The sequence below is a fragment of the Saccharomonospora sp. genome (assembly GCF_027317685.1).
Lineage (GTDB): Bacteria > Actinomycetota > Actinomycetes > Mycobacteriales > Pseudonocardiaceae > Saccharomonospora.
On the sequence record NZ_DAHVQP010000147.1, the window covers coordinates 36,286 to 58,741 of the forward strand.

Sequence of the window (22,456 nt, forward strand, 5' to 3'; positions counted from 1 at the left end):
CACGGAAACCGCCTCGCGACGTCGCGTCGACCGTGTGCGAGCGCAGGAACACGAACCGACGTGATCCACGTGGTCGACCGGCGAGAGGCACTGCGGCGGAAACACACAATCCCGAATACGACGGGGGCGGGCACTGCATAGGGAAGTGCCCGCCCCCGTTCACCGACCATGCCACGGCGTTCTTCGACACCGTGCGCTGCTGCCGGAAGTGGTCAGGAATCGTCCTCGGGTAGTTCCGGGTGTTTGCGTAGCCGCAGGATCGCCAACACCAGGCCGCCCCACAGGATTCCGATGGAGACGATGAGCATCACGATGGCACTCGCCGACATCAGCCTTGCACCTCCTTCTCAGCGGCGGTGGTCTGTCGACTCTGCTTCCAGGGCACCAGCGACAGCAGGATGCCCAGCACCAGCGCGCCGAGAGCCACACCCCAGCCCGCGCCGAGCAGGAACGAGTTCGAGAAGCCGCCGTAGTTCTCCGAAAGCTCCGTTTGCAGGCTGTCCCACAGCATCCAGCCAAGTACGGCCGGGGTGACGGCGCCGAGGGCTACCCTCCACAGCGCACCGAGCCGGATGGCGGAGGTGGCGTTGGCGTGCTCCTGCAGCGGCTTGAGCTGACGGGTCACCCAGGAGATGACGATGACCGAGACGAAAGCGGCGACGACGATGCCGTACTGGTTGATGAAGCGGTCGACGACATCGAGCAGGTGGACACCGTTCGTGGTCGGGAACAGCACGATGGACACGAGCGCTGTGAACCCGCCGACGATTAGCACGGACGGGACACGACGCAGTCCCGTGCGGTCGGAGAAGGACCCGACGACCACCTGCACGATGCTGATGAGCGAGGTCAGTCCCGCGATGGCCAGCGAGGCGAAGAAGAGCACGCCGAACAGCTCGCCCATGGGCATGTTGGAGATGATCTCCGGGAAGGCCACGAACGCCAGGCCGATACCGCCGGTGGCGAATTCGTCCACGGGGACCCCGGCGCTGGCGGCCATGAAGCCGATCGTCGCGAACACGCCGATACCGGCGAGCAGCTCGAACGAACTGTTGGCCAGACCCGCGACCATGGCGGAGCCGCTGAGGTCGGAGCGCCGCCGCAGGTACGACGAGTACGTGATCATGATGCCGAAGCCGACGGACAGGGAGAAGAAGATCTGCCCGTACGCTTGCACCCACACCGTGCTGTCGGCGATGGCCGACCAGTCGGGGGAGAAGAAGGCGTTGAGCCCGTCCAACGAGCCCGGCAGGGTGATCGCCCTGATCACAAGGGCCACGAACAGCACGACCAGCAGTGGGATGAAGATCCTGTTGGCGCGTTCGATGCCGCGGCGCACACCGGCGGCCAGCACTCCGAGAGTGATGAGCCAGACCACGACGAGTGGCACCAGGATGGTGCCCACGTACGAGAGTCCGCCGGTCGGGGCGTCGGGGGCCTGGAGGAAGTCGCCGAACAGGAACCCTTCAGGGTCGTCACCCCAGGCGGTGTTGACCGAGTACCCGGTGTACATGAACGCCCACGCGACGATGACCGCGTAGTAGACCGCGATCACGAAGGAGATGAGGACCTGCCACCAGCCGATGAACTGGGTGCGGCGGGATATCTGTAGGAACGCGGTGGGCGGCGACGCCCGGTACTTGTGTCCGATCGAGTACTCGAGGATGAGAAGCGGGATACCGGCCGTCAGCAGTGCGACGAGGTATGGGATGAGAAAGGCCCCACCGCCGTTCTCATAGGCGACATAGGGGAAGCGCCAGATGTTGCCCAGGCCGATGGCGGAGCCGATGGCGGCCAGGAGGAACCCGGCGCGGGTTCCCCACTGCTCACGGTGCTCTGCTTGCATGGCGTCGTGTCCGAATCGTGGTCGTGTCGATGATTCAAGGAGTCGTGCCGGTCTGTGCCCGGCGCGCCGGAATCCGGTGGGCCGAGCGGGCGGGCCGCGCGACAGGGTGGCAGCCTACTCGGCCGCCGTTCGCGATACCTTAGAACGGAACTGATCGATATGGAACCGTGTAAGTGCGGCGTTCTGGGCGCTCCCACCAGGCCCGAGGACGGATAGGAATCCCGTCGCCGACCGGGAGTCGGTTCCGCCAGTGGCAACATTACTGTCCGGAGTGGACTGGGTCGAATCCGGTTACCGTCGGTTGGTGTCGAGGCTGGAATCGCTGTTTCGCGGGAGCGGCGGGAGCCGAGGAAGTCACGGAAGATACGGAAGCCACCGAGGCGGTAGCCCAGACCATCGACGAACCTTGGCCCGGCCCGAACGGCGGCCGATCCACGACGCCGCGGCATCGCGGCGTGGACTGGACTTGTGCGAGGGCTTTCGTTCACCCGGCGGCGACCTCCTTCCGCTTGTCGCGGTCGCGGTGCCGCAGACGTCGCTCCACCAGGACCCCGGTGATCACGGCCAGCCCGGCGAGTGACACACCCAGGTGCGGATAGACGGCGGCGAGGCCACCCACGATGAGTGCCGCGCGCGGCAACAGGTGACCGTCGGGTGCATACCCCATCAGCCCGGCCGCCACCGCCGCGATGCCCACGACCGCGGTCAGCAGGGTGGTCGTGAACCCGAAGGCCGTGACATCCTGCAACAGCAACTGGGGTTCGAGCACGAACACGTACGGCACCAGGAACGCCGGAACAGCCAGTTTGAACGCCGTCACTCCCGTTCTCATGGGGTTGGCGCCCGCAAGACCCGCGCCGGCGTAGGCCGCCAGACATACCGGCGGGGTGATGTCGGCGATGATGCCGAAGTAGAACACGAAGAAGTGCGCGGCCACGACCGGCACTCCGAGCTGCACCAGGATCGGCGCGGCGATCGTCGCCGTGACGACATAGTTTGCCGTGGTCGGCAATCCCATGCCGAGCAGCAGGCATGCCACCATCGTGAGTATCAGCACCAGGGCGAAGTTGCCCATCGACAGATCCACGATGCCGCCGGCGAGCTTCCCGCCCAGTCCGGTTCGGGTGACCGTGCCCGCGATGATGCCCGCGCTCGCGCACGCCGCGATGACCGGCAGTGCGGCGCGTGCCCCGTCCTCGAACAAGCGCACGAACGCCTTCGGGGACAGGCGGGTGTCCGCGCTCACCAGGCTCACCAACAGTGCGGTGAGGATGCCGAACAGTGCCGCGTTGCCCGCCGAACGGCCCGCCAACAGTAATCCGACGATGACTACGAGCGGGGCGAGAAGGTAGGCACGGGTGAGCAACCCGCGCAGGCGGGGCAACTGGTCCTTCGGCGTGCCGACGATACCCGTACGACGGGCCTCGAAATGCACACCGCAGAACACGCCCAGGTAATACAGCACCGCGGGAACCACCGCGTACAGGATCAACTCGTTGTACGGCGTGCCCGTGTACTCGCCCATGATGAACACCGCCGCGCCCATCACGGGCGGTACCAGTTGGCCTCCGGTGGAGGCCGTGGCCTCCGTCGCTCCCGCGACGTGGGGACGGAAGCCGGCACGCTTCATCATCGGGATCGTGAACGAGCCGGAGGCGACCGTGTTGGCCACCGAACTGCCCGACACCATGCCCTGTAGACCGCTGGCCACCACGGCCGCCTTCGCAGTACCACCCGTGTAGCGGCCGGTGAGTCCGAACGCGAGATCGTTGAAGAACTGTCCGATGTTTGTCCGGACGAGGATGACCCCGAAGAACAGGAACAGGAAGATGAACGTCGACGACACCTGGATGGGTGTGCCGAAGATCGACGTCGAGCTGTAGACCGACTCCGACACCAGCGACTCGAACGAGAAACCCGGGTGCGCGAAGACCGGCATGGAAGGCCCGTAATAGCCGTAGGCCAGTGCGGCCGAGGCGATCACCACGATCGGTAACCCGACACAGCGGCGCGTGGCCTCCAGGATCAGCACGATCGTGGCCGTGGCCACCACGACGTCGGTGTCGGTGAACCCGAACACCACGGCCTGCGTGGTCAGGCGGTCGTAGTCCACCACGATGTAGCCACAGGAACCGAGCGCCGACGCGCACAGCACCGCGTCGTACCACGGCACACCGGGCCTGCCCGCCCAGGCCTTCCTCGCGGGATAGAGCAGGTACACCAGGCTCAGTGCCATACCGACGTGCACTGCGCCCTGGATGATCGAGGTGAACGCGCCGAACAACGCCGTGTAGAGCTGGAACAGCGTCAACGCGGTGCCGAGTACCGCGACGACCCATCTCCACGGTCCGAGCCGGGTGCGGTACCGGCTCTCCCGGTCGTGGGCACGGGCCTGTTCCCGTTCCCGCTCACCGACCTCGTCGCCCGCATCCGGCTGCGGTGCCGGTGCGGATGTCGCCGTGTCGTCGGCCATCGTCGAACGACCCCTTCTTCGACGTGGGACGGCTCAGTCGAGCAGGCCTTGCTCCTGGAAGTACTTCTGCGCCCCCGGGTGCAACGGCACATCGCCCTGGCCGAGGGTGGCCTCTTCCAGGTCGATGAGCTCCTTCTGCGCCAACGTCAAGGAATCGGCCTGTTCGTAGAGCGCCTTGGTGAGCTCGTAGCCCAGCTCCTCGTCGACCTGTGTGGTCGAGGCGTACATCGCGGCGAACACCGACACCGTCGGCACCGGTTCGTCGATGAAGTCGTAGGTGCCCGCGGGAATCTCGTACTGCTCGAACTGACTGTTTCCGACGACGGTGTCCAGCTGCTCGGTGTCGATCGGGATCAGCTTGACCTCGCCGGTGGAGGCTTGCAGCTCCTGCAGACTCGAAGCCGGAACGCCGAGGATCTCGATGGAGGCGTCGGCGTTGCCGTCCTGCAGTTTGGTCTTGGCGTCGCCGAAGCCTTCCTCCAAGGGTGTGTAGGAACCCTCCTCCAGGCCGTAGGCGGAGAGGATCTGTTCGGCGACCTCGCGGGTACCTCCACCGGGAGGGCCGATCGCCACGGTCTTACCGCGGAGGTCGCCGACCGACTCGATGCCGGTGGATTCCAGAGTGATGATCTGTGCGGCCTCGGGGTACAACTTGCCGAGGAAACCGACGTTCTCCACCGCCATGCCCTCGAAGTCGCCGCGCCCGTTCACGGCGTCGTTGGCCGTGTTGTGCTGGGCGATGGCCAGCTGAAGCTCCCCACGGGCGATCTTGGCGAGGTTCTCGACCGAGGCCCCTGTCTCCACGGCGGTGACGGCGAGTCCGTCGACGTCGGCGGTGTCGACGAAGATGCCCGAGTACTCCTGGCCGAGCGGATAGTACACACCGCCTGTGCTGCCCGTGCCCAATTGGAGGTTGGTGGTGAAGCCTTCGCTTCCGGCCGAGCCGTCCGGACCGCCCGAGCAGCCGGAGACCACCGTGAGTAGCGCCGCGGCCACCAAGGTGGTTCCTCGGTGGCGCCCGGCCCGTGTTGCTGTGGTGCGCACGTCCACTCCTCCCTGACGGCGGAAAGATCTGGTCTATACCAAAATCGCCGTTTGGGCGAGCCCTTCCGGGTGATGTGTTGTGGCCCGCCGTGCTGTCACCACTCGGGTGGCGTAGTAGCCGGAGCAATCGGGGGAAAGTAAATCGTCCGGGCGGCGTAGAGCTGTGGTGCGGTCCATCGTGGACCATGCTGGAGGCGGTTCCGTACGACCGCGGGGCCACCGATTCCGATCACCGGGAGGTGGGGATGTCCACAGGCGTCACACGCTCCGCCCGTCACCGTGCCCTGGCGTGCCTGGCCGCGGTGGGGATGACGGCGAGTCTGGCGACGTTCACCCAGTCCACGGCTGCGGCGGCTGTGGCGCAGCCACGGCCGGTCGAGAAGACCCCCATCGCCGTCGGCAGTGGTGGAGCGGTGAGTTCCGTGGACCCCGAGGCCACCGCCATCGGACTGGAAGTGCTCCGTCGAGGCGGGAACGCCACGGACGCCGCCGTGGCGACCGCTGCGGCGTTGGGTGTCACCGAACCCTACAGCGCGGGTGTCGGAGGCGGTGGGTTCTTCGTCCACTACGACGCGAGAACCGGCGAGGTGGGGACCATCGACGGGCGGGAGACCGCGCCCGAGGCCATGCCGCGCGATGCTTTCATCGACCCGGCGACCGGGGAACCGTACCCGCTCTTTCCGGAAATGGTCACCAGCGGCGCGGCTGTCGGGGTTCCCGGAACGCCCGCCACCTGGGACGCCGCTCTCCGGGAATGGGGAACGTACTCGCTGTCGGAGGCGCTGCGTCCGGCGACGCACCTGGCCCGGCGTGGGTTCGTGGTGGACGAGGAGTTCCGCAAGCAGACACTCGACAACGCCGAGCGTTTCTCGGCGATCACGTCGACAGCCGACCTGTTCCTCCCCGATGGGGACGCCCCTGAGGTGGGGTCGGTGTTCCGCAACCACGATCTTGCCCGCACCTACGCCGAGCTCGGACGCCGAGGCGTTGACTGGTTCTACACCGGTCCGGTGGCCGACGAGATCGTCGAGACCGTGCAGGCCCCGCCGTTGTCCGGCCGGACCGACCTCCCCGTTCCCGAAGGACACATGACCGCCGAGGACATGGCGGCATACGAGGTGTTGTGGCCGGAGCCGACCCGGCACGACTATCGCGGCTACGAAGTCGTCGGGATGGGCCCGCCGTCCAGCGGTGGGACGACCGTCGGGGAGACACTGAACATCCTGGAGCGGTTCGACCTGGCCTCGATGGGCCAGGAGAAGGCACTGCACCACTACTTCGAGGCATCCGCTCTGGCCTACGCCGACCGTGCCCGCTACCTGGGTGACGAGAGCTTCGTCGACGTTCCCACCGAGGAGCTGCTGTCCGACGGTTTCGCCGCCGAGCGCGTGTGTGAACTCGACCCCACGGCGGCGGCTCCCAAACCCGTGGCCGCCGGAAGCGCCGACGGCGACTACGACCCGTCCTGTGCCGATACCGGGGGCACCGTCGTGGACCGCCCCGACACGGAGGGTCCGTCCACCACGCATCTGTCCGTTGTGGACCGATGGGGCAACGTGGTGTCGTACACGTTGACCATCGAGCAGACCGGTGGCAGCGGTATCACGGTGCCCGGCCGAGGCTTCCTGCTCAACAACGAACTCACCGACTTCAGCCACGTCTACGATCCCGCGGACCCGAACCGTATCGAAGGCGGCAAACGCCCCCGTTCGTCGATGACGCCGACCATCGTGTTCGACGACGGAAAGCCGTGGCTCGTGCTCGGTTCACCGGGTGGCTCCACGATCATCACCACGGTGTCCCAGACGTTGCTGAACCGCATCGACTTCGGCATGGACCTGCCGACAGCGCTCGCGGCGCCGCGCGCCACGCCACGCAACACCGCCACCGTGTCGGCCGAACCCGCTTTCCGTGAGGCGTACGGTTCCGCGCTTTCGGGCTACGGACACGAGTTCTCGTCGTCCTCGGAGATCGGCGCGATGGCGGCCATCGAGGTGTCGCCGGACGGGACGTTGCAGGCCGTGGCCGAGCCGGAGCGCCGTGGGGGAGGACACGCCGGGGTGGTGCGCCCAGCTCGCTGACGTCCACGCCACTGGCCGGGCACCGCTGTGGCGATGTTCAACGGTCGTTCTCAACCGGTCATCCTGCGCAGCAGTGCCTGTTTGGCCGCGGCGAACTCGTCGTCGTCGAGAATGCCGTCCCGGTGCAGGTCGCCGAGCTCTCTCAGCCGTCGCAAGATCCCGTCCACATCGTCGAGCGAGTTCGCATCGGCTTGTGCTCGGCCTTGTTCGAGGTGTGCCGACTCGGCGGGGGTGTTGGGATGTGGCAGCCGGGCCGTGACGGCCGCGGCGACGAGCACGGTCAACAACTCGTTCTCGGTTCCCCAGCCCAACCGCAGGCAATGCGGATCGGCCTCGGGCGGCAGCGCCGTCTCCAACCCGCGCACGCGGAACCGCAGCAGACCGTCGGTCAGCCCGCTCATCGGCCGCCAGTCCACCCCGTCGAGCGTGGTGAGATTGAGTTCCCTTCGACCGAGCTTGCTTTTGGCCTCGGGCGCCTGCCAACCCCAATCGATGACGACGCGGGAGCCGTCACACGACACCGAGCCCTCCGATATCGACACATGCACCGGAACCGGCGGACCCGGCAGCACGTAATGGTCGAAAGTCTCCGGGTCGTCGGCGGGGCGTGGACTGAACCGCACGGCGTCCACCAGGTACTCGGCCGCCTGTTGCTGTTCCGGCTCGACCGTCAGCTGATAGGGGTCGGCGTTGTCGTTGAGATGTCCGCCGGCGACCTGTGACAAAGGGTCGGCGCCTGCTTTGAGTCGCACCCGCAGACGACCGGTCTTACGGCCGGGTTCGTAGGAGATGCCGGCTATGGCGGTGAGAGGGACCGCCACCTCGCCGAGAGCTTTCCTCACCTTGTGGACACGCCGGTGCGAACCGGGCGTGATACGCAGCGTCTGCCCATCGAACGTCCAGGTACCGAAGGGTGAGGTCAGCTCAGCCATGTCGGCAGAATAGGGCAGTACCGAATCGGTTCTCGTCGGCGGGCGACCGTGACAGCGCGAGCGGGGACGTCACTCCCGCAACTTGCGGTACAGGGCGTCGAGTTCGTCGTCGCCGAAGCCGTTACGCCCGAGCACTTCCTCCACGCCGCCGTAGCGCCGATCCACCTGTTCCAGGAAAGCCTCCATGATCTCGGCGCGCGGCCGATGATGGTCCTCGGGCACGCTGTCGATGTTCCTGGAATAGGTGGGCGTGCTGCGGAGACGTTCCAGGATGAGGTGCAACCGCTCGCCGGTGGCCGCGTAGTCGCGGATGATGTCCTCCCGGCGCGCTCCGGCCACGGTGAGAGCGAAGGCCACGACGACGCCCGTGCGGTCCTTACCCGCCGCGCAGTGCACCAGCGCAGCCCCGGAGGCACGCGTGATGGCCCGCAGGGCGGCGACGATGCTGTCGGGGCGGTTTTCCACGTAACCGAGGTAGTGCGGGTACGACGGATCGCCGGGATGGCGTTCCTCCTCCCGCTTGCGTCGCACGAGCAGGGCCTCGGCCCCGGCGTCGATACCGCGCTCGGGCAGCAGTGAGTGGTTGACGTGAATGATGTGACTCACCCGGCCCAGTGGTGTGGGCCCTTCGGCGGCCACTTCCAAGGGTGAACGGAGGTCCACCACCGTGTCGAGTCGCACGTCCTCCACCAGGCGCGTCACGTCGGCGGGGGAGAGATCCTGCAGGTTGTCCGACCGCAACAAGCGGCCGGGAGCGATCTTCGCTCCGTCGTCGGTGGGGATCCCGCCGACATCGCGGGTGTTCACGGCACCTTCAAGCTCCAGCCACATCACGCCGCCATTGTCCCAGCGTTCGACGCCGAAAGCCAGGAGCGAATCGGGTCCATTGGCGTCGCATGTGGACTGAAATGCCGGGGTCAATCCCGCAGCGCGGCGACGACCGCGTCGGCGACGGCGCGGGCGCCACCCGTCACGGTCCCGTCGGTCTCGATCCGCACGGCGCCGCGGGCCAGCACCGACGACACGGCCCGCCGCAGGCGCGTGGCCTCGTCGACGTGGCCCAGGTGATCGAGCAGCATCACGGAGGCCAGCAACTGTCCCACCGGGTTGGCCCTGTCCCGTCCGGCCAGGTCGGGGGCGCTGCCGTGCACGGGTTCGAAGTACGCGGCACCGTCGCCGATGTTGCCCGCGGGGCACAAGCCGATGCCGCCCACCGTGGCTCCGCCGAGATCGCTGAGCACGTCACCGAGGAAGTTCTCCATCACGAGGACGTCGAACCGTTCGGGAGACAGCACGAGGTCCTGTGCGGCGGCGTCGGCGTAGCGGTACTCCAGTTCCACTTGCGGGAACTCCGCCGCCACCTCCGTCACCACCTCGCGGAAGAACGCGTGACTACGCAGCACGTTGCTCTTGTCGACACAGGTGACCCGACGCACTCCATCGGCGGCCGCGCCCCGCCGAGCCGCGGCGATCGCGAACGCCTTACGCGCGACCCGCAAAGTGCCCTCACGGGTGGCCAGGAGCGTGTCCGTCACCGCCCAGCGGTTGCCCACACCTTTGTCCCGCGACGCGTACAGGCCCTCGGTGTTCTCCCGGACGATGACGTAGTCGACCTCTTTCGCCCGCACCCGGGACGGCACGCCCAGCCAGGAGCGCACGGGCCGTACGTTGGCGTAGGTGTCCAGCCCCGTGCGCAGGATGCCGCCGAGCACTCCGGCCTCGGTCCCGTCCGGAGTGCGCACGTCGGGTAGGCCGACCGGGCCCTTCAGCGTGGCGTCCACCTCGTCCCGCAACCGCCGTACGTCCGCCTCGGCGCACGCGACGCCGGTGCGGCGATAGGTGTCGGCGCCCGCGTCGATCTCCACGTAGTCCCAGCCCCGTGATCCCGGCGCCAGGTCGGCCAACGCGTCGAGCACCCGCACGGCGGCGTCGACGATCTCGGGGCCGATGCCGTCGCCGCGAATCAGCCCGATCCTCGTGCCGGTCATGACCGGCGACTATAGCGGCGGACGCCCGGCTGTGGCCGTGGTGTTCGAGGAGCGGCGAAGGCGAAAAAGAAGATCGCCCGGCCTTGAGTGACGGCCGGGCGATCGAGGCGGGCACATCCGGCTCGGGACAACGAGCGGGACGGCCAGTGGTGTGATCCCGACAATTCGGGAACTCACCGTCGATCAGGCGATGAGTTGGTGCACCGCCGAGCAGCGGATGATCCGATTCTCGGAGAAGTCCTGCACGCAGACCTGATACTCGAGCGTGCTGCCTTCGTAGTAGTTCTTGTTGCACACGCCCCAGTTCCCGGATCCCAGTCGGTTCTCACACCGTCCGTAGCGGTAAAGCTCGCCGTCGCGGTAGTTGTCCCAGTAGACGACGGCCGAGGCACCGTCGGCCACCATGTCCTGGACCCACACTTGTCGCCGTAGGCTTCGAAACACGCCTGGGCGCCGGTAACCGTCATGCAGTCCAGTCCACCCGGATAAGTCCCCTTCTTGGCGCGGTCGGTCTCGAGCGCAGCGGCGGCCGACGCCCCCTCCTCACCGGCCACCGGTGCCTCCTGGGCTGCGGACGCTGTCGCCGGCAGAAGCGCCAGGAACAGCGCCGCGACACCCACCGCGAGTGTGCGGATCTTGCGCATCGTGCTTCCCCCTGCGTCCCGATCCGTGCCCGCACTGAGTAGCACGGGCATCACCGTCTGGACACCATGTTGGTGTGGACCACGGGGGATGTCGTTAGCACAGCCTCTTCGCTCTTTTGACGTTCTCTCCATGCCGTTTGCGTCTGGGGCAGCGCCTTGCGTCGAAGGTCCCGGGGAGCGATGCCGTAGGCGGCGCGGAAAGCGCGGGTGAACGCCGCGTGGTGCGAGAACCCCCAGCGCGCCGCGATGTGATGGACGGGTACGGCGCACATCGCCGGGTCGGAGAGATCCCTGTAGGCCCGTTGCAACCGCTGTTCGCGGATCCATCCCGCCACCGTGGTTCCGTCGTCGCCGAACAATCGGTGGACGTAACTGATCGAGACGTTGTGCACAGCCGCGATCAGCCGTGGCCCGAGCTCCTGGTCGGACAGGTTCTGATCGATGAACGACCGCATCCGCAAAAGGAGATCCCGGCGGAGTACCGCTGTGGGAACGTACTGTTCCTTCTCCTTCAACGCGTGCACGAACAGGCCCGCGAGAGCCTCCCGAAGTACCGAGGCCAGTCGTGGTGTGTCCGTGCCCTGGTAGAGGCCGTGGTCGGTGATGAGGTGATCGAGCACGGTCCCGAAGAACGGCCGTGTCGATGAACGGCCCCCGCCTTCCAGATGTCCAGATGTGCGTTTGCCGAACCGGGATAACGGCAACTCGGACGGCAGACGGCACGAGAGCAACCGATCACAAGGCAGGTGGTACCTGTGCCGGGACGCAAGGAACTTCCGAGTACGTTGCAGCGCTCCCCGAAGAAGGCGCAGCGCACGTGGATCGAGGCGCACGACTCCGCCGTCAAGACCTACGGCGAGGGCAGGCGGGCCCACCAGACTGCTTTCGCGGCGCTCAAGCACACCTTCGAAAAAGTCGGCGACCGCTGGGAGCCGAAGGACCGGAAGGGGCCGTCCGACAAGCAGGCCTCACGTGGCGCGGGACAACGTGCCACCAAAACGGCCGGCGGAGTGGACGCGAACGCCAGCAAACAGCACCTTTACGAGCGTGCCAGGCAACTCGACATCCCCGGCCGCTCCTCCATGAACAAGCAGGATCTCGTCGACGCGTTGCAGAAGGCCAGTGGCCGCAGGACGGCCAAGGCCCGCGGGAGCGGATCCTCGTGAGTCGCCGAGCACGGCGAATCTAGCGATGCGCTGTGAAATCGACTGGATTCATTGAGTGATGGAGGCAGGCGGTGCCGGACCCCGCTTCGGGCTCCTTCGACCCCCGTCATGACCTGACGGGGGTCATGTCGGTGTCGTCACGACCTGGCGGGGTCACGTCGGTGTCGATCCGCCGCCGATTCGATGCGGGGCCGATCAGGCCGATCAGCTCGCCCAGTCGAGCAACGGCTCGCGGCGCTGCGGTTCCCGCAGCAGGGTGAGGGCGCGCTGTTCGAGTGTGCGCACCCGCTTGCGGCTCAATCCCAGGCGCTTCGAGATCTCCGGAATGGTGTGCTGGCGGCCGTCTCGCAGGCCGTAACGCAGCGACACCACGGCCGCCTCCGTGGGCGGGAGGCTGTCGAGTGTGGCCCGCACCTGGTCGATCATGGCTTGCCGCTCGATACCCTCGCCGACCGCGGGGACGGTCCCGTCCGCCACGAGGTCACGCAGGTACAGTTCGCCGTCCTCGTCGAGGGACATGTCCAGGCTGACGGTCGATCGACCGGCCTGGCGCAGCGCCTCCACCCGCTCCACCGGCATCTCGGCCGCGGTGGCCAGTTCCTCCACTGTGAGCTCGTGGTTGCTGCGCGCCTGCAGGGTGCGCTCCAGGCGGTCCAACTTGGCCACCTGCTCGCTGACGTGCATCGGCAGCCGGATGGCGTTGCTCTGGAACGCGTTACCGCGTTGGATCGCTTGCCGGATCCACCACATAGCATAGGTAGAGAACTTGAAGCCCTTGGCGTAGTCGAACTTCTCCACGGCCCGGATCAGGCCGAGGTTGCCTTCCTGGATGGCGTCCAGCAAGGGCAGGTTCGTGTGGCGGTTCTTCCGCGCAGCGGTGACGACCAGGCGGAGGTTGGCCCGGATCATGTGGTCCTTGGCGCGTTGCCCGTCGCGAGCGACGGTCTCCAGGTCCCGACGGTCGTGGACGAGTGTGATCTCGCCCTCGTCGGCCCGGCGGAGCAACTCGGCCGCGTAAACTCCTGCTTCGATACGCTTGGCGAGATCCACCTCCTCGTTGGCGGTCAACAGAGGGGTCGCGCCGACTTCGTCGAGGTAGTAGCGCACGATGTCGGGCTCCTCGTTCGCGAGACGGTTGCGCTGAGGGCCCGAGGGGCGTGCGGCGGTTAGCGTGGCGTCAGCCAATTCTGCTCCCTCCTTCCGGTAGGGCAACGCCGCGCGGGCCGGTAGCATTCCATGTGCGCAGGCCAGAGGGCCTAGGTGTGACTGCTGACACCGGATGCCCGGCGTGTCCGCAGCCTGTGTAGCCGTGTCCGCATTTTGCGTAGTCGTGTCCGCGCCCTGCGTAGGCCTCCGTATCCTCGGTGCGGGCGAGCCGCACGCGCGGTCGCGGCGCTGACGGCACGCAGCGTGCTCGCATCGCTGTCCTCGGTGATGCCACGTCCGGATCTCGAGCCGGACGCTCCGCGGCGCGGCTAGGTTGTGAATGTGTCGGTAGCGTGGCTCGACGCGGGGGTTGTACGGGCTTTGTACGGGTTGTACGGGAGCGTGGACGGATGCGTGGAGCAGCAGGCCTGTTGGCGGTGAGTCTCGGGCTGCTCGGTGCGGCGGCGCTGGCCGCAGCGACAGGCGTCTACGAAGCCCTGGGCGGTAGGCCCGACCCGCGCATCCTGCGTTCCTCGCCGCAGTACCGTGACGGTTCGTTCCACAACGCGCGCCCGGCACGCTGGTTGCCGCGCGGGAGTGTTCGGAACGTGGTGCGCGATGTGGCCGTGACGAGAGGGCCGAAGAAACCGCTCGGTCCGGTGCCGCTCGTGGGACCGACTCCCGCGCCCGCCGAAGGCCTGCACGTCACGTGGTTCGGTCACGCGAGCTCACTCGTGGAGCTCGACGGCGTCCGTGTGCTGTTCGATCCGATGTGGAGCGAACGGGCCTCGCCGTCGTGGTTGGTGGGGCCTCGACGCCTGCATCCCGTGCCGCATCGTCTCACCGACCTGCCCCGCCTCGACGCGATCGTGATCTCGCACGATCATTACGACCACCTCGACACGGCGACGGTCCGGACGTTGGCCCGCGAACAGTCGGCCCCGTTCGTGGTGCCGTTGGGTGTGGGTGCTCATCTGCGGGCCTGGGGCGTCTCGGAAGACCGGATCGTGGAGCTCGACTGGCATGAGCACACGCGGGTGGACTCGCTACGTATCACCGCCACTCCCGCGCAACACTTCTCCGGCCGTGCCTTCGCCCGCAACACCACTCTGTGGGCGTCGTGGGTGCTTTCCGGGAAGCGGCACCGCGTGTTCTACAGCGGTGACACCGGGTACTGCGACGCGTTCGCCGACATCGGCCGCGACCACGGCCCGTTCGATCTCACCCTCATCCAGGTCGGCGCCTACGCCACGAGTTGGCCGGACATCCACATGACTCCGGAGGACGGTGTGGCTACGCATCTCGACGTACGGGGGCGGTTGCTCGTACCCGTGCACTGGGCCACCTTCACCCTCGCGCCTCACGGGTGGGCGGATCCGGTGGAGCGTGTGCTGCGGGCCGCGAGCGAGGCAGGGGTGCGGGTGGCGGTGCCACGCCCGGGTGAACGCATCGACGTGAGCGCGCCGCCCGAGGTGGTTCCCTGGTGGCGTTCTCTTTCAAGGGGTGGGTTCGAAGCGTCCCGAGTGAACGGGCAGGATGACCCCGTTCGGCTGTAACCGCGGAAAGGGTCATCCATGTCGCGTCGCGCCGTGGCCGCGCTGCTCGGTACCGTCACGCTCGTCGCCGCCTGCGGCACCTCGGCGGAGCCCGACTCCGTCGCCGAGCAGACCCCGCCGTCCACCGCGGCCGATGCCCTGCCCTCGACGTTCACCGTCGTCGCCACCGGTGACATCCTCATCCACCCTCCGTTGACCGAGCAGGCGGCCGAGGACGCGGCGTCGGCTGGACGAGGCGGCGAGGACGAGTTCGACTACGCGCCCCTGTTCGAGGGGGTGCGGCCGCTCGTGTCGGAGGCCGACCTGGCTCTGTGCCACCTGGAGGTACCGCTCGCCGAGGACGGTGGTCCCTATTCGGGCTATCCGCAGTTCATCGCGCCGCCCGAACTCGCGCAGGGACTCTCCGACACCGGGTACGACAGTTGCTCCACGGCCTCCAACCACACCCTCGACCACGGGGCCGACGGCGTGGTCAGCACACTCGACGCCCTCGACGAGGCGGACCTCGCCCACACCGGCTCGGCCCGCGATGAGCAGGAGGCCGACACACCGCTGGTGCTCGATGTGGACGGGGTTTCGGTCGGACATGTGTCCTACACCTACGGATTCAACGGCTTCGAGCTTCCCGCCGACAAGCCTTGGTTGTCGAACCAGCTCGACGTCGATGCCGTCGTCGCCGAGGCCGAGGCGGCCAGGGCCGCGGGAGCCGACGTGGTCGTCGCCAGTCTCCACTGGGGCCAGGAGTACGTTCACGAACCGACACCCGAGCAACAGCAGATCGCCGAACAGTTGCTGGCCGAGAAGTCGATCGACCTCATCATCGGCCATCACGCGCATGTCGTGCAGCCGATCGAGAGGATCGACGACAAGTGGGTCGCCTACGGTCTCGGTAATTCGGTCGCACGTCACGCCGAACCCCGGGGAGTGAGCGAGGAGGGGCTTGCGGCTCGTTTCACGTTCGTTCGCGACGGTGACGAGTGGACGGTGGACCGCGCTGAGTACGTGCCCACCCTGGTGGAGTTGGGGCCGCCGATCCGGCTCGTGGACCTCACCGCCGCCGAGCCGACCGAGCGCAGGATCGAGGCGTTGGAACGTACTGACGAGATCGTGCTCAGCCGGGGCGCCGCCGAGGACGGTCTGACTCGTCCCGGCCAATAGTCGGGCCAACACATTCGGAGACTGGGAAGTGTGGCGGCGATAACGATCCCGGTGCTTCCGGCGATTTTCGGTGTCGTTTCCCTGCCGTCGTACGGTCGGGCGAATTACGATCCGGATCCGCTGCAAGCGGGGGATATCTTTGACCTCGTCAGGCTGAGCGTCTGTGGGGACCAGCGATTTCGGAGGGTATGTGACACAGGGGGAGAGCGGGTCGTTGCGATTGCGCCCGCCGAGGAATCGGATCGACCGCAGAGCTCGATATTGGTGGTGGACGCAGTGGGCGCTGGTGGTGGTGCCGGCCCTTCTCGCGCTCGGTGTGCTGGCGTTGGTGCTCACGTCGGCGAGTCCGTGGCTGTTGTTCGCCCTCGCCGCCGTCGCCGTCGTCGGTGTCCCGTCCGCGGTGCTGTTGCCGCTTTGGTGGTACCGCGTGCATCGGTGGGAGATCACCGATGACGCCGTCTACACCCGCACCGGGCTGCTGTGGCAGGAGTGGCGTGTGGCGCCCATGTCCCGGATCCAAACCGTGGACACCCAGCGGGGGCCTCTGGAACGGATGTTCGGGCTCGCCACCGTCACCGTGACCACGGCGTCGGCCAAGGGCGCTGTCACGATCCCCGGGCTCGATCACGCGCTTGCCTCCGACATCGTCGAGCGGTTGACACGTACCACTCAGGACACACCGGGTGACGCCACATGACCGCGCCCGAACAGGAGCCGGAGTGGAGGCGGCTCGATCGGCGCACGGTCGTCGTCACCGCGTTGCGAGCCGCGGAAGTCGCGGTCCTCGCGGGTGTGCCCGTCGGTATCGGGCTCGGTGGTTCCTTCTCGCCGGGGGTGGCCGTCGCGGTCGTGGTTCCCGCCGCGGTCGTGCTCGTGGTCGCGGCCGCACTCGTGGACCGAGTCCGTTGGCGTAAGACCCGGTACCACGTGTCGGTCGACCGTTTCGAACTCCGCAAGGGCGTCGTCGTGAGCACGCGCCGATCACTCAACCGCGATCGCATCCGCACCGTGGACATCACCGCGCCCGTACTGCTGCGCCTGTTCGGGCTCGCCCACGTGAAAGTCGGCACGGGTGAACGTACGGACAGCAACGAGAGTTCGCTGTCGCTGAACCCGATCAGCCGCGCCGACGCCGAGTGGCTGCGCCGGGAACTGTTGGAGCACGCGGCTTCCGAGGAGGCCGAGCCCGGCCATGACGGCACTTTGTCCGTGTGGCGCCCCACCTGGGTGAAGTACGCGCCGATGTCGTTCGTCACGCCCACCCTCGGAGTGGCGGCGTTCGGTGTCGTGTTGCAGGTGGCGGAATGGTTCGGCCTGCAGAACAGTGTGATCACGTGGGCTCTCGACCTTCTGCGAGGTCTCCCTCTGGTCGCCGCTCTCCTCGTTCTCGTGGCGCTCGGGATGGTCATCGGCGCTGTCGGGGCGATGGCGTTGTTCGTGGAGATGTGGTGGCAGTACCGGCTGGAACGTGAGCCCGGTGGAACGCTCCGCGTTCGGCGTGGCTTGCTCACCACCCGTTCGATCTCCGTGGAGGAGCGGCGGTTGCGGGGCGTGGAGCTGGTGGAACCGCTCGGTGCCCGCTTGCTCGGAGCGGCCCGCGTCGATGCGGTGGCCACCGGCTTGGCGCAGGGGCAGCAGGAGAAGCAGGCCGATCACAACACCCTCCAGCCCGCCGCTCCGCGCGAACACTCCGATCGGATCGCCGCCGCGGTGCTGCGGGAACCCGTTTCACCCACCGAGGCGGTCCGGCTGCGGGCGCACCCGCGGGCCGCGCTCGGCAGGCGGGTGCGGTGGGCGTTGGCCGCCGTCGCGGTCGTGTTGCTTCCACTCGTGGTCCTCGGGCTGACCGTGACGTCGGTGTTGCTGCACATCGCCTGGGTGAGCGCCGTGGTGCTCGTGCCGATCACGGTGGCGTTGGCCTTCGAAGCGTACCGGAATCTCGGACACGGCATCACGGGCGGTTATCTGGTCATACGCCGCGGATCCGTTCGGCGCGGCACCGTGGCACTCCAACGTTCCGGTGTCATCGGGTGGACGGTGCGCCAGTCGTTCTTCCAGCGTCGGCGTGGCCTGCTGACCGTCACCGCCACCACGGCGGCGGGTTCTCAGGCGTACTCGGCATACGACCTGGGTGAGGACGAGGGACTCGTGTTCACGGAGGAGGCCGTGCCCGGGTTGCTGACACCGTTTCTGGAGCGAGTCGACTAGGCGCCTCGTCGTGCCGCGCGGTACCGCTCGTCGGTCCGAGGCCGCGAGATGACACGGGCCGACGCGGTGGCGGCAGGCCTCGTGACGTTGCCCGCCGAGACACGGCGAGAGACACGGTGAAACGACCGGTCGAGGCGGGTGTGGTCGCCGGTGCCCGCGCGGGTCGTGCTTGGCTCGGCTCGCATAGCCACGACACGGAGATCGACGTCGAACGGGTGGTGAACGCCCTCTCTTGATCAACGACTACGGTCACGACCTGTGGCTGCACAGGAGCACAGACCCGACAGACCCGGAGTGACCAGTACGGCGCCGTTTCCCGCTGTCGGCGGGGAACCCGGCCCCCAGTCCCAGGTCCCCGGCCCCGCGCATGGACAGGCACCGGCGATACCGATGGCACCGTCCTCGACATCGACGACACCGCCTTCGACATCGACTTCGACCCAGTCCCGGCCGGGTGGGGGGCGAGGTCCCTCGTCACTCGTGTTCGGTGCCGCTTTGGTGGGTGTGGCCGTGGTAGCGGGGCTTGTCTGGGGACTCGTCCGGTCCGGTGGTGGCAGCGGTGTGACCGGCACTCCCGAGGTCGTGCCGGAGGCGACGGACCCGCTGACGGCCGGGCAGTTCTCCTACGAGGTGGTCGCAGGGCCGACGACGGCCACCGACTGCTCCGCCAACTCCTACGGCGACATGGTGGACTGGTTCGCCGACAGGCCCTGCGAGCGGGTCGTCCGCGGTCTTTACGTGACCGAGGAGGGAGAAGCCAGGGCCTTGGTGTCCGTGGTGCTGGTGACCATGCCCGACGCCTCGTTGGCGCAGCAGCTGAAGGCGGTCACCGACACCGACGGCACCGGCAACATCAACGATCTCGTGCGCGACGGCACGGCTTCGCTTCCGCGCGCGCCGGTGGTGGCCAGGGGCCAGTACCACTCCGAGGTCGAGGGCCAGGAGGTGACCATCGTCGAGACGGAGTTCTTCGATGAGCACACCGACTCCGAACTGCTCCACGACATCAGCGTCGACGCCGCCCAACTGGCCGATCACCTGCGCAACGGGTGACGAGGAGGGCGGCCGTGCTCAGCTCGCGGTGTCCTTCCTGCCCGGCAGGGGCGGCACGGTGGGTTGGAGCCCGGCTTCGAGCCGCCAGTGCACGCCCCTCGTCGCGGCGCCGGTGAGGCACTTGGCGGCGAGCGTCCGTACGGTCTTGTCGTCGGTGCGTTCGAGTACCCCGTGCCAGGCGGTGGCGGCGTCGGATTCGGCGGTGGCCACCGCGCGCGCGGCCGACGTCTCGTCGGTGACCTCCTCGGGCGGGACATAGGCGGGTTCGGCCGGGCGCGGGGTGTGCCCGGCCTCGGACAACACCCGCTGGCAGGCGTCCCTGCGGTCGATGTGGGCTCGTTCTCCCCGGGAGACGCCGTTCGCGAATCCCGAGCCGAGGAACGCCTGCGCCAGGTTGTACACCCAGATGGCGGCGTGCTCGGCCGTCAAGGCCGACTGCAGTGCGCCGACGGTGTCGTCGTCCAGGGATTGGATCGTCGCGCCGCCGAGGAGGTCGGGTTCCGGTTCGAGGCCGCCCTCACCGAGTTGCCGTGCCGCGGCGCAGCCTGCGCTGACGGCTCCCACCAGACCGGCACGGTGGCGGGGCACGTCCTCGACCAGTCGCAGTGCCTCCTCCTGGGCCTCGGTGATCCGGGCCCAGAGTTCGGCGATGTCGCTCACCGTGGAGCTCGGCGCGGTGTCGGCCTGCTCGGGAACGGGGCGGTTGAGTCGTTCGACCTCGGCACGCAGGGCCTCGGCGTGCGCGGAGCGGATCGCGGCGAGTTCGTGAGCGAGTTCGGCGGACTCCGGGGACGCGGTGGCCAGGGCTTTCGCGGCTTCCGCGTCGGCGGAGGCGCGCAGCCACAGCGGTCGCAGCGGGTCCGGCGCATCGTCGTAACCGGTGCACGCGGCGAGTCCGGAAGCCGTCGGGATCGCCAGCGCGGTGAGCGCGGCCATCCGCAACAGCGCCCGCCGATTCAGTGCGGATCGGGCAGATCGAGACGTCACACATGCATCCTGCCAGCAGGTGCCGACGTCGGGCGGGCGGTGGTCGGGGCACGATAAGCTGGACCACCACTTCAGAACAAAGACAAACAGGGAGCATCACGGTGCCCAACGAACTCGCCAGCAGGCTGGAGCCACTCGTGGCCGAGGCCGTCGGGGCCGCGGGGTTCGATCTCGACGCGCTGGACGTACAGCAGGCGGGCAGACGCAAGCTGGTGAAGGTCGTGGTCGACGGTGACGACGGTGTCGAACTCGACGAGGTCGCCGAGATCAGCAGGGCGGTGTCCGCGGTGCTTGACCAGCACGACCACCTCATCGCGGGCGCCTATACGCTGGAGGTGACCTCACCCGGTCTCGACAGGCCGTTGACGAAGCCCCGTCACTGGCGCAGGTCTCGGAACCGATTGGTCCGGGTCACGCCGCACGAGGGGGCCGCGTATGTCGGCCGTGTCGGTGCGGCGGGAGAGGACTCGGTACGCATACTGGTTGACGGGGAAGTGCGAGATCTACGCTACGCCGACGTGCGCAAGGCCGTGGTGGAGGTTGAGTTCAAACAGCCCCCCGCCGAGGAGCTCAAGCTGCTGGAAACCGACGCTTACGGCAAGATCGGGGAAGGCACCGGAACGAGGGAGGAGTCGAGGTGAACGTCGACATCGCGGCGTTGCGCGCGATCGAAGCGGACAAGGACATCCCCTTCGAGACGGTGCTGGAGGCCATCGAGAGCGCCCTGCTCACGGCGTACAAGCACACCGAGGGGCGGCAGCCGAACGCCAGGATCGACATCGACCGGAAAACCGGGTACGTACGCGTGCTTGCGTACACGCTCGATGAGAACGGTGAGGTCCTCGAGGAGTGGGACGACACTCCGGAGGGATTCGGCCGGATCGCGGCCGCCACCGCCCGGCAGGTCATCCTGCAGCGGCTGCGGGACGCGGAGCACGAGAAGACCTACGGCGAGTTCTCGGCGCAGGAAGGCGAGATCGTGGCCGGCATCGTGCAGCGCGATGCCAAGGCCAACGCCCGGGGCATGGTGATCGTCCAGGTCGGTGACACCGAGGGCGTGTTGCCCGCCGCGGAGCAGGTGCCCGGCGAGGTCTACGAGCACGGCGCGCGGCTCAAGGCGTACGTGGTGGGGGTGTCCCGCTCGGCTCGTGGGCCGCAGATCACGCTGTCGCGTACCCACCCGAACCTGGTGCGGAAGCTGTTCGCCCTGGAAGTGCCCGAGATCGCCGACGGCACCGTCGAGATCACGGCGGTGGCCAGGGAGGCCGGCCACCGATCGAAGATCGCCGTGCGTTCCACCGTGCCCGGCGTCAACGCCAAGGGCGCCTGCATTGGCCACGTGGGTGCTCGGGTGCGCAACGTGATGAGCGAGCTCGGTGGCGAGAAGATCGACATCATCGATTACTCGGACGATCCGGCCCGCTTCGTGGGGAATGCTTTGTCGCCCGCGAAGGTTGTATCTGTAAACGTGGTCGACGAGCGGGCCAAGACGGCCCGGGTCGTCGTACCCGATTTCCAGTTGTCCCTGGCAATCGGTAAGGAAGGTCAGAACGCGCGGCTCGCGGCCCGACTCACCGGGTGGCGGATCGACATCCGTAGCGACGCGGCCCCCGATGCGGGGGAACCGCAAGCGGATGCGACCGAGAAGCGGCATCCGGCAGCGACCGGTTCCGCCGACTGATTGACCAAGGTCTAAACTTGGCTGTGGTGCGATCCCCACAGCCGAGTCCGATACGACACGCGGACGGAACCTCACCGGTCCGTCTGTGTGTCGGATGTCGGCAACGGGCGTCGGTCGACGAGTTGTTACGCGTGGTCGCATCGGACGGACAGTTGGTCGTCGACGAACGTCGACGGCTGCCGGGCCGGGGGGCGTGGGTGCACCCGAACCCGGACTGTGTGTCCAAGGCCGAGCGGCGGCGGGCTTTCCCCCGAGCCCTTCGGGTCAGGGGGGTGCTCAACGCCGACGGTGTGCGGCATCATGTTGAACGGCTCGTCGAGCAAAGGCGGGCGTGGATCTCCCACGTCCGGAAACGGTACAAGGAAGCAGGTCGACCCGTCATGAGTCAGCCGTGAAGCTGAAGCCATGAACGCGCGACGATAGGACGAGGTCTGCGGGTTGCGCCGCCAGACCTCATCAGTTGAGGAGAGCAGTGGCAGGCAAAGCCCGCGTA

Annotated in this window: 20 protein-coding genes and 1 pseudogene; 10 read left to right on the forward strand and 11 right to left on the reverse strand. The window is 67.8% G+C overall.

Annotated elements, in window-relative coordinates:
* Positions 1 to 212: 212 nt before the first annotated feature.
* The 4 genes from M7H19_RS18100 to M7H19_RS18115 form a co-directional block, all read right to left on the reverse strand.
* Positions 213 to 329: a methionine/alanine import family NSS transporter small subunit gene (locus tag M7H19_RS18100; protein WP_298183203.1), complete on the reverse strand. Its 117-nt coding sequence runs from the start codon at positions 327 to 329 to the stop codon at positions 213 to 215.
* Positions 329 to 1,846, reverse strand: a complete 1,518-nt coding sequence (locus tag M7H19_RS18105; protein WP_298183206.1) for a sodium-dependent transporter — start codon at positions 1,844 to 1,846, stop codon at positions 329 to 331. The genes M7H19_RS18100 and M7H19_RS18105 overlap by 1 nt, the downstream gene beginning before the upstream one ends.
* 484 nt (positions 1,847 to 2,330) lie before the next feature.
* Entirely contained in the window at positions 2,331 to 4,319 is a 1,989-nt protein-coding gene (locus M7H19_RS18110) for a TRAP transporter permease (RefSeq protein WP_298183210.1), read from the reverse strand.
* 33 nt (positions 4,320 to 4,352) lie between these two features.
* A complete protein-coding gene (locus M7H19_RS18115; protein WP_298183213.1) occupies positions 4,353 to 5,363 on the reverse strand; it encodes a TAXI family TRAP transporter solute-binding subunit in 1,011 nt (336 codons plus the stop codon).
* Positions 5,364 to 5,608: 245 nt separating this feature from the next.
* Here M7H19_RS18115 and ggt point away from each other — a divergent pair, with 245 nt between their 5' ends.
* A complete protein-coding gene (gene ggt, locus M7H19_RS18120; protein WP_298183216.1) occupies positions 5,609 to 7,444 on the forward strand; it encodes a gamma-glutamyltransferase in 1,836 nt (611 codons plus the stop codon).
* A 50-nt stretch (positions 7,445 to 7,494) separates the two neighbouring features.
* Here the strand turns inward: ggt and M7H19_RS18125 are convergent, their stop codons facing one another.
* The 5 genes from M7H19_RS18125 to M7H19_RS18145 form a co-directional block, all read right to left on the reverse strand.
* Positions 7,495 to 8,376, reverse strand: a complete 882-nt coding sequence (locus M7H19_RS18125; RefSeq protein WP_298183220.1) for a DUF4429 domain-containing protein — start codon at positions 8,374 to 8,376, stop codon at positions 7,495 to 7,497.
* Positions 8,377 to 8,445: 69 nt separating this feature from the next.
* The gene (locus M7H19_RS18130; protein WP_298183223.1) at positions 8,446 to 9,210 is read right to left on the reverse strand and encodes a tyrosine-protein phosphatase; all 765 of its coding nucleotides are present in this window, start codon (positions 9,208 to 9,210) and stop codon (positions 8,446 to 8,448) included.
* An 83-nt stretch (positions 9,211 to 9,293) separates the two neighbouring features.
* The gene (locus M7H19_RS18135; protein WP_298183226.1) at positions 9,294 to 10,364 is read right to left on the reverse strand and encodes an isocitrate/isopropylmalate family dehydrogenase; all 1,071 of its coding nucleotides are present in this window, start codon (positions 10,362 to 10,364) and stop codon (positions 9,294 to 9,296) included.
* Between the two features lie 183 nt (positions 10,365 to 10,547).
* Entirely contained in the window at positions 10,548 to 10,769 is a 222-nt protein-coding gene (locus M7H19_RS18140) for a hypothetical protein (protein ID WP_298183229.1), read from the reverse strand.
* A gap of 289 nt (positions 10,770 to 11,058) precedes the next feature.
* Entirely contained in the window at positions 11,059 to 11,628 is a 570-nt protein-coding gene (locus M7H19_RS18145; protein WP_298183232.1) for a helix-turn-helix domain-containing protein, read from the reverse strand.
* A 135-nt stretch (positions 11,629 to 11,763) separates the two neighbouring features.
* On the opposite strand from M7H19_RS18145, the gene M7H19_RS18150 reads away from it, so the two are divergent.
* Complete coding sequence (locus M7H19_RS18150) at positions 11,764 to 12,174, forward strand: ChaB family protein (RefSeq protein ID WP_298183234.1); 411 nt, start codon at positions 11,764 to 11,766, stop codon at positions 12,172 to 12,174.
* Positions 12,175 to 12,378: 204 nt separating this feature from the next.
* On the opposite strand, the gene M7H19_RS18155 is transcribed toward M7H19_RS18150, so the two are convergent.
* A complete protein-coding gene (locus tag M7H19_RS18155; RefSeq protein ID WP_298183237.1) occupies positions 12,379 to 13,359 on the reverse strand; it encodes a sigma-70 family RNA polymerase sigma factor in 981 nt (326 codons plus the stop codon).
* A 371-nt stretch (positions 13,360 to 13,730) separates the two neighbouring features.
* On the opposite strand from M7H19_RS18155, the gene M7H19_RS18160 reads away from it, so the two are divergent.
* From M7H19_RS18160 to M7H19_RS18180, 5 genes are all read left to right on the forward strand, one after another.
* Positions 13,731 to 14,876: an MBL fold metallo-hydrolase gene (locus tag M7H19_RS18160; RefSeq protein ID WP_298183240.1), complete on the forward strand. Its 1,146-nt coding sequence runs from the start codon at positions 13,731 to 13,733 to the stop codon at positions 14,874 to 14,876.
* 18 nt (positions 14,877 to 14,894) lie between these two features.
* Positions 14,895 to 16,034 carry a CapA family protein gene (locus M7H19_RS18165; protein WP_298183243.1) on the forward strand — a complete coding sequence of 380 codons (1,140 nt, stop codon included), beginning with the start codon at positions 14,895 to 14,897 and terminating at the stop codon, positions 16,032 to 16,034.
* Positions 16,035 to 16,224: 190 nt separating this feature from the next.
* On the forward strand, positions 16,225 to 16,731 hold the full coding sequence (locus M7H19_RS18170) for a PH domain-containing protein (protein WP_298183245.1): 507 nt from the start codon (positions 16,225 to 16,227) through the stop codon (positions 16,729 to 16,731).
* Positions 16,728 to 18,242, forward strand: a complete 1,515-nt coding sequence (locus M7H19_RS18175) for a PH domain-containing protein (protein WP_298183248.1) — start codon at positions 16,728 to 16,730, stop codon at positions 18,240 to 18,242. Before M7H19_RS18170 ends, M7H19_RS18175 begins: the two co-directional genes overlap by 4 nt.
* Positions 18,243 to 18,722: 480 nt before the next feature.
* Complete coding sequence (locus tag M7H19_RS18180; RefSeq protein ID WP_298183250.1) at positions 18,723 to 19,295, forward strand: hypothetical protein; 573 nt, start codon at positions 18,723 to 18,725, stop codon at positions 19,293 to 19,295.
* A gap of 18 nt (positions 19,296 to 19,313) precedes the next feature.
* Here M7H19_RS18180 and M7H19_RS18185 read toward each other — a convergent pair whose 3' ends face one another.
* Positions 19,314 to 20,282, reverse strand: a complete 969-nt coding sequence (locus M7H19_RS18185; RefSeq protein WP_298183253.1) for a ferritin-like domain-containing protein — start codon at positions 20,280 to 20,282, stop codon at positions 19,314 to 19,316.
* Positions 20,283 to 20,383: 101 nt separating this feature from the next.
* On the opposite strand from M7H19_RS18185, the gene rimP reads away from it, so the two are divergent.
* From rimP to M7H19_RS18200, 3 genes and pseudogenes are all read left to right on the forward strand, one after another.
* Complete coding sequence (gene rimP / locus M7H19_RS18190) at positions 20,384 to 20,923, forward strand: ribosome maturation factor RimP (RefSeq protein WP_298183256.1); 540 nt, start codon at positions 20,384 to 20,386, stop codon at positions 20,921 to 20,923.
* Positions 20,920 to 21,963 carry a transcription termination factor NusA gene (gene nusA / locus M7H19_RS18195; RefSeq protein WP_298183259.1) on the forward strand — a complete coding sequence of 348 codons (1,044 nt, stop codon included), beginning with the start codon at positions 20,920 to 20,922 and terminating at the stop codon, positions 21,961 to 21,963. Before rimP ends, nusA begins: the two co-directional genes overlap by 4 nt.
* Positions 21,964 to 21,986: 23 nt before the next feature.
* Positions 21,987 to 22,347: pseudogene (locus M7H19_RS18200) on the forward strand (YlxR family protein).
* The last annotated feature ends 109 nt before the right edge of the window (positions 22,348 to 22,456 follow it).

Excerpts from the sequence above, each read along its gene's own strand:
- M7H19_RS18100 (WP_298183203.1), bottom strand. The coding sequence starts at position 329 with ATGTCGGCGAGTGCCATCGTGATGCTCATCGTCTCCATCGGAATCCTG.
- M7H19_RS18105 (WP_298183206.1), bottom strand. The coding sequence starts at position 1,846 with ATGCAAGCAGAGCACCGTGAGCAGTGGGGAACCCGCGCCGGGTTCCTC.
- M7H19_RS18110 (WP_298183210.1), bottom strand. The coding sequence starts at position 4,319 with ATGGCCGACGACACGGCGACATCCGCACCGGCACCGCAGCCGGATGCG.
- ggt (WP_298183216.1), top strand. The coding sequence starts at position 5,609 with ATGTCCACAGGCGTCACACGCTCCGCCCGTCACCGTGCCCTGGCGTGC.
- M7H19_RS18125 (WP_298183220.1), bottom strand. The coding sequence starts at position 8,376 with ATGGCTGAGCTGACCTCACCCTTCGGTACCTGGACGTTCGATGGGCAG.
- M7H19_RS18135 (WP_298183226.1), bottom strand. The coding sequence starts at position 10,364 with ATGACCGGCACGAGGATCGGGCTGATTCGCGGCGACGGCATCGGCCCC.
- M7H19_RS18140 (WP_298183229.1), bottom strand. The coding sequence starts at position 10,769 with ATGGTGGCCGACGGTGCCTCGGCCGTCGTCTACTGGGACAACTACCGC.
- M7H19_RS18160 (WP_298183240.1), top strand. The coding sequence starts at position 13,731 with ATGCGTGGAGCAGCAGGCCTGTTGGCGGTGAGTCTCGGGCTGCTCGGT.
- M7H19_RS18165 (WP_298183243.1), top strand. The coding sequence starts at position 14,895 with ATGTCGCGTCGCGCCGTGGCCGCGCTGCTCGGTACCGTCACGCTCGTC.
- M7H19_RS18175 (WP_298183248.1), top strand. The coding sequence starts at position 16,728 with ATGACCGCGCCCGAACAGGAGCCGGAGTGGAGGCGGCTCGATCGGCGC.